We start from the raw sequence: 13,404 nt of genomic DNA on the forward strand, positions 1-13,404 counted from the left end.
GCCTGATATCCATCGGCCATCTGCTTTACGTAGAGCACCGGATAGAGGTTGTGCATTTCCGCATCCTCCATGCCGTTCATCCATTTCCTGTCCGGGTGGAAGCACACGCTGTTCGCGCCGTCCAGCTTGAACGCCGATGCACCGTCGTCCACGAATTTCTCAAGATGTTTGAACCACGGCTCCCCGCGTTTCGTTACATCATCCATGTATCGGGGGACGAAGTGCGGATCTTTAATGAGATTATCCTCCATGCTGACTGACTCGTCCGCTGTTGGTCCGGATGTCGGCGTATCTTTTCCTTTTATCAGCATTTCCTCATATTCACTGAGATCATAATCACAGCAAAGCCAGAGGCTCATCTTAAAGCCCATATTCCTGAGCGCATCGGTGAATTTTCCGAAGTTGCGGTCCTTGAGCCACACCGGTATATGGAAACGATCATCGCTCCATTTTTTATCTACCGAGAAATCATAATGCTTTTCCATCCAGCCCGGTTCAAGGCCGATCACATCGCAGGGGACCTCATGCCGCCGGAATTCATACGCTTCATAGAGCATGTCCCGCGCCCTGAACTCGCGCTCGTCGCAGACGAACGTCATTCCGTAGCCCCATTTCGGCAGAAGCGCCGGCCGCCCGGCGATCTCAGTGTAGACGGACAGAAGTTCCCGAAGGCTGTCGCCGACAAATAAAAAATAGTCCAGTGTCCCTTTTTCGGAGCTGAACACTGCGGTATTCCTGTCGGTCGCGCCGAGATCGGCATAATGATACCACGTCGTGTTGAGGAAAAGGCCCCAGCCGCGCGTGCTCATCACGAACGGCATCGGCTCATAGGTAGCAACGTTCGTCACCACCATTCTCGCCTTATGCCCGCGCTTGGACACACACTCTCGATTCTCATCACCCAATCCGAACAAACGCTCGGTCGCATCCAGCCTGAATGCCAATCGAGATCCGCTTTCACGATCTGAAACAGGCGCGTCCTTCTGGTCAAGTACGATGCCCTTTTCGTTTTTGAGCGTGACACTCCCGTCCGCAAGCGACACGGCAAGCGTTGCCTTTGCGGTCTGAAGCTCTATCGTCCCCGTTTTTTTACGAGTATCGCATGTACATTCCGGCCAATCCGTCTTAAGAATTCCGTACCGGGAAAGTCCGCTGTCGCGGAATTTTCCATCAGCGCTTATCCGCACACGGAATATCGATTCGGACACTGCATTGACAATGAGAGCATTACCATTTTCGATTTTAATGGAGGAAAGATCGGTATTCATGTGTCCCCTTTACTTTTTTTGATTGTATCAGAGCTCATTTGATATATACGGCCGTCACATCACCGGCAGGCACTAGAGCATTCATCTTTTCCGGAGCGCTTATCTTCTCCGGACTTCCATACACCGAAGCACTTTGCCCTTTCAGCTTTTTGTTGTTCAGCTGCACGACCAGTGGCGTGTCTGATTCATTGAACAACAATACCAATCGATCATCGCCTTTTGTGAGAACCAAAAGATTCGGATATTTCAACTGCTCAGATTCCGCCAAATCGTCCTGCCGTTTTCCGTCGTAGAAAAGGTCTTCGTATTGAGATATCATCCGCGTTGCTTCACCGATGTAATACAGCTGACCCGCAACACGATTTACCGCACAGCCAAGATCAACGCCGCCGTGAAAGGCTGCCACAATTCGCAGAATTTGAGATTTTAAACCTTTTGCATCGATGAACCCGTCTTTCGTCGAACCTGAGCGTTGTATCCAGCTGCTCCCGGGTTTCGTAAAGCTGATCTCCCATACCGTCGCGAACAACTGTCCGCGCATTTGATTCGCTCCCGCTTTTTCACGAAAGAAGCTCATGCGCTCGTCAAGTGACTGCTGCGTCACAGGAAAGTCTTTCGTGGTAGAATATCCTCCATTGCCGACCGCCGTGCCGTCACCCGGCCATCCCGGGAAAGCGATATCGAATCTGTCCTTACTTGCTTCCCAATAACCATTATTGAATACATCATCGTACAACATATATTTAAGCCCAAGCTCGCCGCATACTTCGCGAATGATCCCATTAATGAGCCCTTCCTGTTGCTCGCGAAATGACTTCCAATCACCATTGTAGTTCTTTTGAATAGAGCCGTCGGACATATCCGCCGCGGACGGCAGTGAGGCATAGGTGCGAAATGCGCTTTTGCAGTTGTCGCAGAAGCAATAGCTTTTATCGCGCCAGATATTCTGCTCCCAATCGATATAAAAAACAGCCGCTTTGGGGAATCCGATATATTTCAATTCCGCAGACCCGTTGAGCATAGAACCAATATCCTTTGTAACCGCCGCTTTGAACTGCGCCGAACCTTCACCGGCAGCGAACGTTCGACAGAACTGAGCATTGTCTTTACGTCTTTCTGCTTCATTGAAAAATCGGGCACGCGACTCCGGCGTCCCTTCCATCAATTGACCAAGGGCAAAGTTCGTTCTAATACCTCCGTGAAGCGGATAGTTGTTCGGCGACCAAAGTACGATCTCCCCGCCTTGCTCGATCACCCGGGAATAAATATCTTTCACATACGCATCACCAGACGGGGGAATGATCCATGAATTAAACCCGTTATCAAGCGTTTGGCGCATATAAAAATCCAATTGTTCCGGAAAAAATGAACTGCCGCCTAAGCCGCCTAAAAGCCAGGGGAGAATATACTGCTGTATCACGACCTTCTTCGGCACACGCCCGTTGATCGGCGGCAGAACGCGCACGGGCAGCGTCTGTTCGATCTCAGTCAGATTTCCGGATGCCGAACGCCTGAAATAAAATTTGCATTGCTTATCCGCTCCCGTGTACTCGTTCAATACCAGCGGAATAAGTGATGCCTGGCCCTGCTTGTTAATCGCGATGATCTCACCACTCTGCCATGTCACTTTGCTGTTCGTGTCATCCGGCTGCACGAACTCGGGATTATACGACAACCGATATCGGGTATATGGCTGACCATCACGTTTCACTTCCTCCGCCGCGACTTTCTGCGGGCGACGGGTAACTCTTCCGCTCTTTGTCTCGTTGGTCGATCTATCCTCAAGCAAACGAAACCCCTTCGGCACATCAAGAATGAACTCATAGTCTTCAAGGGCAAACGTTAGCGGCGGCGGTGAATAGAGATTGTGGATAAGATTTTCCATACTCTTCTCGGAAAAGCACCATTCGCGCACCTTCGGCTGAATGCAGGAAAGACTGCTGTAATGATTTTCGCTCCAAAGAACGATCTGCCGGAAGCACACATCACCGGTTATTCCATCCGGCACGCGCAGATAACCGTCCTTGTCGGTCTCGGCTTTCTTCCAAGTGCGGTCATCAAAGGATGAGGTGAGCCAGCCGTCATTATCGGCAGTACCGACACGCCAGCGGCTTTCCAGCTCCATCTGACCGGCGATACTGAGCCGCACGCCGGGATTTCCTCCGCGTGCGACTACTTTCAAGCCGATCACATTTACGCCTTCTTTCAATCCGACACTGCATTTACCGGAAGCGTCCGCCGCAATTTCTTTGCCGTTGCCGAAAATTTTTGTCTTTGCATCACGATCCTTGACCGCAACAGAAAGCAGTTTCACCAGTGTGCCGGTTTCGCTGATGCGCTTTTCATACTGCATAATAAGCTGCAATGCCCCGTTCGTGATTTTACTTTCAAGTATTGTTTTCGCCTGCTGTTTCAAGGCTGCAATGTCCCTGATATTATCATCGACCTGTCGGTCAACGAGAATGCCCTCTTTGACATTGGCGATCTTCCATAACCGATAGGACATCCAATTCCTCAACGGATTCAGATATTTTTGCATCTCAGCCAGATCATCCGGTGCAGTCTCTTTGAAGGACGTCAACAATGCGAATTTGTCAACATCACCAAAACCGTCTTTCACCGAGGCGAAACTTGAAAGTTGTTCATTTTCCGGATTTCTGTATGCGGCACGTGCCAGATTGAACATGAATAGTTCCGAAGTAACATCACCGCTGATACTAAGCAGAGAGAATGGAATTTTTATCTCCACACTCCAGAAGTCGTCGCCTCTATATGCTGCAGCCTGCCATGCCCCGTCAGCATTGGGAACATTACACCACCGGGCAGCACTGCTGTTGACGACGAATTGCTTAAAAACACGCGGGGTTCTGTCGTGAGTAAAAAAGAATTCAAGATTATCGTCCGGATACCAGCCTTTGCTGTAATTGTCCGGATCGACCTTGATCTTGTCCGGTTCCGGCTCCTTGCATTTTACCGCGATGTAAAGGTTCTCACCGTACGCCCCCGTTTTGAATCCGGTCTGCCGCTCGGTTACCGCACTGCCGTTCTTATAATTCCTGAACCCGGCCGTGACGGGAATATTTTTCCAGACACTTTCATCCCATTTGCCGTCCATCTCCGGAGACTGCGCTAACGCATATACCGAACAGACCGGTTCTGCGCCGGTCAGCGACGCCCCGGGAGCGACAATACATCGCTCGCCCTTTTTTATTATCTCTGCCGTAACGTCCGCGAACTCGATCGACGAGCCGGGTGTAATGCCGAAGACTACGAATATTTCCTTGATCACAGGATCGGCGGCATAACCGCTGATCTTCGGGATTGTAATTTCCGATGTATATTCCGTCCATACTTCGGTCGCTTGGAATCCCTTCAGCAACGCCCCGCCGCCCGGATAGAAATAAACGCCCAGATCAACGCCCCCTTTGCCTTTGACGATCGCTTTGACAAAGCATTTATCTTCAGGAGCGATCGCCCACTTTTTACCGTAATAAAGCTGCATCTTTTTTGCTTGTGAGGTCATGCGCAGCATTTTTTTATCGAGATCAGGAATAACAGCAAGCGAGGGAACTATCGAATCATCCCAGCTTCCGGGTGCGTTCGGCACCCAACCGACAGGGATGCCGTCTTTGCCGGCAACTGAACCCAGTTTTGTGAAATTGCCTTTGACTTCCAGCTTCTCCCCTGCGAATATCGGAATACAAAACCCGATCACGACCGTGATGATTAATAACATTCTCGTTACCATGCAGCAGCTCCTTTCACTTACATAACATTCCCATCATATGGCCGCTACGTCATATCGGTGCATCCTAATCTCCGAATCGATTCGACCATCTTCATCACCATAGTATAAACTGCGGCACTGCTTTTTCCTAACACAAAACGGTAATTTTATGACACTTTTTTCATACGCATTTTCGCCGACCGATACCCCTTCGGCGTGGTGTGCATGAGCTTCTTGAACATTCTATTGAAGAATGTGATGTTCTGGTAACCCACGGCCCGCGCTATCTCGATAACTATTTTGTCCGAGTGCTCCAGAAGGTCGCATGCTTTGAGGATGCGCATCTCATTGAGGTATTCGATGACACGATAGCCGGTATGCTTTTTGAAAAGACGCGAGAAATATTCCGGACGCAGCGGCGGTACTGCTATCTCCTGCAATGTGAGGTCGCGCGTGTAGTTGCTTTGAATGAATTCCAATGCCGAAATGATCGCCTGTTTTTCCCGGCCGTATTCATTATCGATGCGCGCGATTTTCCGCGCATGGAAGCGATGGAGCACTATGAGCAGACGGGTAAAGAGCGCTTGTATGCTTATTTCGTAACAGTCGGACTGTTCGTCATATTCGGACAGCATGGATTCAAATATCGATCTGACCTCAAGTGACTGCCCGGCAAGAAGCGGTATGGAGAAAAATCCGTTTTGTCTGCCTTCGGCGAAATCCAGAAGACATGCGTCCTTCAGGAACGGCTTGAACGGAAGCGCAGATAATATTCCCGTCACGAACGATCGTTTGAAGTAGAACGTGATGTTCCTGACGCCGCTTTTCACGAGCCACCGATGCGGTTCACCGGCGTTCAGGAAGTATACATCGCCTTTCTTTACCGACTTCTGCCGCTTCGATGTCTTGTACGTGCCCGATCCCTCGAGGATATACACCATCGCGAAAAAGTCATGGACCATCCAGGGACGGTTGTCATCGGCGCTGTTCCGAACGATATGGAAACGGCGCTTCGATGCGAAAAAACTGTCGCTGCTGTACCGGACCGGATGAGTTTTCGTTTTTTCCGTTTTCATACGCGTAGTATATTCCCGCAGCGAAAATGCGTCAACGCCGTCGCAGGCAGCAGAGCGGACGAATGACAGCGCAGCAAAGTTTTCCGCATCCTCAATGCGCAGCGGCGTCCATTATGATGCTATTCCTGTTATCGCCTTCGAACAGGGTGCGTTCGCCATCGGGTCTTGCCTGACGGATGTTCTCAAAGCGCACATTACTGACATCAGCCTTGACCATGACCGCATAGCGGGCACCGCGGGAGACCACATTCGCGACGGAAATATTCCGCAGATTTTCTTTCCTGTACCCCGTGCCATATCCGGTATATATCTTCACGCATGATTCACGCGATGACGGCGCTTCTTCAATGACGTTCTCTATCGTGATATCATATACCGACGGTGATGTCGCAAGGCAGATCACCGCGTGATGCTGCCCGCCTGTGAAAATGTTCCGCACGACGATATCATGGATGTCCGGATCGTCGGATGCATGCTTCATTCCCATCGGCTGCATGGGGTATATATATCTTGATCCCGGACCGGAAACAACGCTCTCGTCCAATGCGGTAAGGGCTATCGTATCATCGCTGGTAGTGCCGGAGATGTTCTCTACAAGGCAGTGCGCGCAGCCGTTCCTGAAGTCGATACCATCGCCGTTCTTCACATCCGTGTTGAAGACGATATCATGCAGCGCTCCGTGCGTGCAGCTGTCCTGAGAGATCGCCCAGCAGTGCGTCTTCTGCATGGTAAAACCGGAGATATCGTAGTTATGCGCACCCGAAAGGAGTATGCCGACCGTACGCCAGCCGAAAAAATCGCCCACCCACGGTTCGACGACACCGGTCTTCGGGTTCGGTGCGGAGTACGGATGATCGGCCCCTTCTATCACCGCGCCATTGCGTCCGATTATCCTGATGTTCTCCGTCGGCTGTATCGATCTGCATATGCCGTTGGGGTCGTTGGGGTTCGGCGTGATGCCCGCGACGCGTATGATATTGTCGAATACGCCGTCGGCGAGCTTGAGCGTGCATCCGTCGATAGTGAGGTCCGTGTTCGACGGCAGACGTATCGCCCTGTCTATTATCCAATCCTGTGTGTCCAAGACGATCTCTGCAATCGATCCTGATAGTTCCGCCGAAGCGATAGCGGCCGCGATCGCCTCGGTATGCGATCGTCCGGGAATGAATTCGACAGCCTTGATGCGGGTCGACACGCTTTTGTGTATGAAGTGCGTGATAAAACCTTTTGTTGATGTTTTTTTCATCCAAAATCCCTCGCGGTCGGGTTCACTCATCGCGAATAAGCATTATCCTGTCGACGATCACTTCTTTCACATTCTCCGGGTTCTTCGTCGGCGCGATATAGATGAACACCCCTGCGTCGAAGATCATCGATCCGATGAGATAGGAATGATAGTCCGCACCCTTTACGTCCTGAACGTTCAGCGTGACCTTCGCCGGGTACTTCTTCGTATACGTGTCATAGACGCCGGCTTCGAACGCAGAACCGGCATCGCCCGTCTTTTTTATCTTTATCTCAGCATATATCTTCCACTTGCCGGAAGCCCCTTCCTTCGGAGGCATTATCGCGAGCGGCACCTGCACAGCCCATTCTGTATGCGTTGAAGGCATCGATACCGCATATCCATCCGATGCCTTCTCATCGTTCACTATAAAAGAAGATTTTCCTGGTTGATGCAGCCGGAACAAGTCATCCTGTATCTCGCGTTTGTCCGCCGCAGCGATATGCTTGAACTCTTCGGCCGGTTTTCCCACTCTTTTCGCTGTTAGAGACTCTCCCGGTTTGCCGACACGAAGACCGGCGCGGTATTTCTCCCCCCACTGTTTTGTGGTCTCACCCGCTTCATTGGCTTTCACAACATTATTCTCGCTGCAGATGCGTATATACTCATCCGCGAGAGCGGCTGCTTTTTCCGGGAACGGCCAGGGTTTTCCCTCGCATTCCTGTCTGAGCACAGGCCAGTTCACCATGACGGCGTTCAGCACCGGCATGAAGGCCAGCTCAAATCGCTTGAGTGATTGTGCATCGTTCTTCACCGCCATTCTTCCCGCGGTATAGAGCGCGTACGCTTTGTCCAAGAAAGCGGCCTTGATGTATTCATCACCGAGAGGATCGCATGCATACAGGATATCGATATACCGTTGTACATACGGCGCGCCTTCTGCGTAATAGCCGCTGATGAATTCCTTTATCAGCGCTTTCTCGTCGAGCTGCTGGTCCCAGAGTATTTTTGCATATATCCAGTGTTTCAGATCGGTCATATCCCCGGCGCGCGTATTAAAGCTGCTCTGCAGCAATACGGACTTCACTCCGTTCCTGGCGAACAGACGCATATTGTAACACGTCGCGAAGATGCTCGGGAATTGTTTGCTGTAATTCCAAAAATCGGTCGTATAATCCCAGATATGTATCGCCGGGGCTATCTTGCTCCAACCAATGATCGCACTCCCGAAACGCTCGTTCACTTTCGAATCATACGGCGCAAGATTGATCGTCCTGTTCCACGCGCACAACCGCACGACCACGTTCGCGCGCGGTTTGGTTATCGCTGGCGGTTTTTCGCTGTACTGATATGCAAGCGTATCGATCTTCGCCTGTGGGAAGTCTTTTTCTATGTCAGCAGCGATGATGTTCACGAATCGCAGTATCGGCCCAGACGGACTTCCCTCCTCCTTTTCAACAGCAGCACAGTCGACACATTCGCATTTTCCCGAACCGTCACCATCGTTCTGCGAAAGGCTCACGATGGAATCCGGCGGAGCATCCTTCAAGTATCCTCTCACTTTGCTGATGATAAGCTCGATGAGATCGGTGTGATTCGTGCTCATGCAGAGCTGACTGTTATCGACATGACCGGCGCTCTTCCCATCCCATTTTCCGAATTGACGCTTGCCGTTCACCTCGGCGAACCATTGCGGATGTGTCGCCGCATATTCCTTGCAGGAAACGATCTGGCCGAACGTGTGAACGAAAAATGGCCCCTTGTACTCGACCCTGCCGCCGCGATCCTCGGGGATCTTGTATTCATTGCCGTTGAGCTTGTTATATACGGCAAAATTGTTCATGAAATATGAATGAACATCGCGCATATCCAGTGCCGGGCGATATTTGAGTTTGTAGAATGGAATAGTTAGTTTGGATCTCTGCGGCACGAACGATTCGGTATCAGTCCACCAGCGGCAGCCGATGTTCTCAAGGAATGTAATGACCGCATACACCGTTCCGCGCCGCGATGTCGGGGCGCCGGTAAGGAGAAGGTCCGCACCCTCGGTACGCAGTGCAATGCCGTCATGACCGAGCGTTTCAAAGTCGGGTATCGACGGGAACACATGCATCGCCGCATCCGGACCGACGGCGATGACCGGCGTATTCGCGGGCCGGACTTTCACGACCCTGAACTCCGCCTTCGTTATCTGTTTCAGATAGTCGGCGAGCGTGTTCGCAGCATACTGTTCCGCCGGCGTCGCTTTGGCATCGACATGGATAACGTATCGTGTCGAACCGTTCTCCGCAAGGACGATAACGTTCTTCCCCTGCTGAAATGCGGCATAGTCCCTTATCCCGGATAACTGTGAGCGGTCGTAGCTGCTTTCATCGGGTTTCTGGTACGGCTCCACTGCGATCTTCGTCTGTCCGTCGATACTGGATACGGCAAGACTTCCGAAACCGATCATCAGCACGATACTTCGTAATGATTTCATTGGGCGATCTCCTTCAGTGCCTTAACAACTTTTATCAGCGTTGATCTCGTTACCGCTATTTTATCATCTATCTTCTTCACCGTATAATCATACCCATATGCCTCGCCGTGGAAACCAAGCATGGGATTCTTCACCGCGAGCGTCCTGCATAACTTCGCGTTCGCTATCTCATCGCGTGCGATAACGGCCATCCGCGATAGAAGCCCGCGCTTGGTCTTGGTATCCTTTGCTTCGAGATACGCATTCCTTGTATCGATGAACTCAGTAACGTTCGCCGCCGTCAGTATCTGCGAGTGCACCGCAGCCGATACCGTGTATTCGCGGATATAGTTCGTCTTGAGCGCGGCAGGAACTTTCTCTACTGCCTTCCTGATAAGCGCAAGCCCCTTCGCCCAGTCCGCGCAGAAATTCCTCAGGCATGAAACGAGCTTCTCCGCCGTGAACGGTCCAAGATAACCCTTGATGTCATCGCCGAAATCAACGCGCTCCATGAGCGTATGATCCATGTCATATTTCACTTCGGCCGGAAGCAGCCACGCCACCGGTGTCGGCTTGCTGTTCTTTTCGAACATGAGCGGATATGCCGGCCCGAAATGCATCGGTCCCCAGTAGAGGAAGGGAATGCTGAACGGATAATGCGTCGCCGCGCGGTTGAAATGATCCCAAGCTTTCACGAACGATACTGCCGCCTTCGCCCCGAATTCCTTTGCCGCGAACGATGACAGATAGCCATCGATGCTTGCCGGGAGGGGATCCCATGAGAATGCGTTTGCAAGCTCGGTGTTCGGGGAGAGTATATTCCCGAAATTCCAGCATTCCATCGCACCGGTGACGCCGTGCTCCTTCGCGCGCAGGAACTTCTCCGCAAGATTGCGGTAGAGCGGGAAATACGGCACCGAGCCTATCTCATGCGTCGTGCCTATCTGCAGCTTCGCGAATATCTCGCGCCCGCCGCTCTTCGCTTCGCGCGCCGTCCCGATGAAGCGGTCAGCGGGTCCGACGAAGGTAAGGCTGTATTCATCGATAAGATGCTCGAACCCATCCGTCACACGTTTCGAACCGCGGTCGAAATCGCCCATAACGATGACGTCCTTTGGGAGAGCGCGTATCATCTCCGACTGCGGGTCCGGATAGAACATGCTCCAGCTCCAGTTCCAGACAATGACCCGCGCGTTGGGATTTGCTGATCTCACTCCTTCATTGATGAGCGATACCAGTTCACCGATGACTTCCTCAGGCTTCCGATCGCGGCAGCGCGGGCACTGCATCCGATCGTTCTTCCCTTCGAATTGTGTAGCGCGCGTTGAAAAATGTGAATAGCAATGGGTATGATGCTCCGACGCGGTGATGAGTATGACGCCGCCGAGATCGGCAACGTTCGAGAACACATACTTCATCCCTTCGCGAAGGAATGACTTCACCTCCGGCGTGCTCGTGCAGAGCGCCGCCGCCTTCTCGGGCGCATGGTGCTCACCCTTCACCTGCGGATATTTCTGAAAGAATGGATCATCTTCTCGCTTAAAGAGCGGTTCGTTGAAATAGATAAAGACCTTGATGCCGTACCGTGCCGCCCGCTGGACAAGATCATTGAGCCCGGCGATCTTTTCATCCGAGCCCGCGCCGAATTCGGGGAAGACATCGACCTTTGCAAGATCGGCCAATTTGCCGCGGAGCCACACGCCGTTGAATCCCTGATGCGCTATCTTCCTGAGATAATTGTCCGGATATGCGGTTCGTACGCGCGTGAATTCATCCGCGTAGAAGAACGCCATGGGGGAGCGGAGAATGCGTGTCGTGAGCGACGGGCTTTTCGCTATTGTGCCGATCGGCAGTATCGGGGCCTCGCGTCCTCGCATAATGTCTTCGAGATGGAAGAGAGCATACATGATGCCGCTGTCATCGCCCGCAATGCGTATCGCATCGTCCGTGATGGTTCTCGTATATGCTTCCGGTTTTTCTCCGTTCTCCTGCACAAGCGATATCGTGTACTTCGCATCGGTGCGCCGCTGCCGTATGGTCACTCCGGACGCTTTCATGAACTCTCGCCATCCTTTGACCGCCGCGTTCACCTGCGGGGATGTACTTTCGGTGAATATCCCCCATGTGCCGGAAAGGCGGATCTCACCCTTCTTCGGCATTGCCTTTCGGAAGCGAGGGGTGTCCGCCGTCATCGATTCTCGAAGATCGGCAAAGAACGGTATCGTTTTCACTGCATGCCCCCGCGGTTCTATTCCTGCTGTATGACTATCTCATCGAAACAGACGCTGTCTTTGGAATTCACATTGTAGAGGACAAGTCCGGCACGCTCGGTAAGATTCGTGCTCGCCGTGAATGTGCTGTTGTACGCATGCCATTGCCCGTCGCAGGGCGCTGTATCGCCGATACGCCCGAACGTTTCGAGCACATTGTTCGGCGTGTAATTCATGACCGACACCATCGCATGGGTCGGTACTGCGGATGCACCGACGCCTTTTTTGATCGCGCCTGATATCGAATACCGGACACCGGGAACAAGCGTGAGCGGGAATTTTTTATATTTATACGAACCGTCACCGGCAAGCATAAGACATCCCGCACCTTTGAACGCGTCTTTCGCTATCGATTCACCCGTGCCGAGTTTCATACCCTCCGCGGTATCAAAAGAAAAGCGGAATGATGCGGGCGCGTCAGCCTTCGCCGCCGACAAGACCTTTTCACCGAGCATGGCGGACACGACATTCGATCCTGCCGCTTCCCATGTCTCTGCCGGCGCATCGAACGCCCGTACGTCTATCTCGTAAGAGAATGACGCACCGGGTGTGCGTGCCGGGTCAATCTGCAGATACAGCTTATTGTCGTACGTGCGATTCCAGAATGAATTCCAGAAACCGGCACGGCCTTCATACACGCGGGGATACACCAATGCTATCCCGATGTTCTCGATCGGATCATGGACGAGCGCATAGCGGATGTTCTTCCTGAGCGAGAACGAATTGTCATCGCCGAATTCCCCGCGGACGTACGCGCCTTTGTCATCGAGCACGATCCATGCGCGTGTCGTGTTCGTGAATATATGCATGAACATATACATATAGTTCACATTCGAGCAGCCGTCCGACGCTGCGGTGAACGAGTACTCCTCATGGATGCCGCTCGGCGATATCGTTACCCTCGATTCATGTGAATAGAGAAAGCCGCTGATCGCAGATACGAATCGGCTTTTTTTTCTGATCGTGAACGCATCACCCTCGATGCGCAATCCTTCCTGTACGGGATGCACGGCCGCCATGCCGTTATTCGAAACGATACAATCAATGGCATCGACCTCTTCCGGCCTATGACCGGTGCCGAGAAAGGGATCGATGCCTTTGGGGACGACCTTTTCATTGAGCACCGGCTGCATGAAGCCCGACGGCACAAAAATGCATTTGCCGCGGTAGGATGTTTCGCGGAATGTCCAGCCCGTTTTCTGCGCAAATCGCATTTTGTAATCGCCCGCCGAGACGATGAGCGACGGTCCTTCAGGATGGACTTTTACAAAAACAGCCGCTGCATCCGAACAGAATGCGAACGCCGCCGAAACAAGTACAGCAAGAACGACGACTGCACGATCAGGCATGATGTATCGCTTCATTCGTATCCCCCGTATT

General features: G+C 52.2%; 7 protein-coding genes. All 7 read right to left on the reverse strand.

Translation table 11 applies throughout. The features are described 5' to 3' along the window. On the reverse strand, nt 1-1,268 hold a 1,268-nt coding region (locus AABZ39_03280), incomplete at its 3' end, for a TIM-barrel domain-containing protein (protein MEK6793773.1). A 34-nt stretch (nt 1,269-1,302) separates the two neighbouring features. Further along, on the reverse strand, nt 1,303-5,016 hold the full coding sequence (locus tag AABZ39_03285) for a hypothetical protein (GenBank protein ID MEK6793774.1): 3,714 nt from the start codon (nt 5,014-5,016) through the stop codon (nt 1,303-1,305). 146 nt (nt 5,017-5,162) lie between these two features. Beyond that, nucleotides 5,163-6,071 (reverse strand): AraC family transcriptional regulator, encoded by a 909-nt coding sequence (locus tag AABZ39_03290; protein ID MEK6793775.1) that lies wholly within the window; start codon nt 6,069-6,071, stop codon nt 5,163-5,165. A gap of 91 nt (nt 6,072-6,162) precedes the next feature. After that, nucleotides 6,163-7,317, reverse strand: a complete 1,155-nt coding sequence (locus tag AABZ39_03295; protein ID MEK6793776.1) for a hypothetical protein — start codon at nt 7,315-7,317, stop codon at nt 6,163-6,165. 22 nt (nt 7,318-7,339) lie between these two features. Continuing rightward, on the reverse strand, nt 7,340-9,775 hold the full coding sequence (locus tag AABZ39_03300) for a DUF4838 domain-containing protein (protein MEK6793777.1): 2,436 nt from the start codon (nt 9,773-9,775) through the stop codon (nt 7,340-7,342). Further along, on the reverse strand, nt 9,772-11,985 hold the full coding sequence (locus AABZ39_03305) for a hypothetical protein (GenBank protein ID MEK6793778.1): 2,214 nt from the start codon (nt 11,983-11,985) through the stop codon (nt 9,772-9,774). The genes AABZ39_03300 and AABZ39_03305 overlap by 4 nt, the downstream gene beginning before the upstream one ends. Before the next feature lie 17 nt (nt 11,986-12,002). Next, on the reverse strand, nt 12,003-13,388 hold the full coding sequence (locus tag AABZ39_03310; protein MEK6793779.1) for a hypothetical protein: 1,386 nt from the start codon (nt 13,386-13,388) through the stop codon (nt 12,003-12,005). Nucleotides 13,389-13,404: the final 16 nt, after the last annotated feature.

It is taken from the genome of Spirochaetota bacterium (genome assembly GCA_038043445.1).
Taxonomy (GTDB): domain Bacteria; phylum Spirochaetota; class Brachyspiria; order Brachyspirales; family JACRPF01; genus JBBTBY01.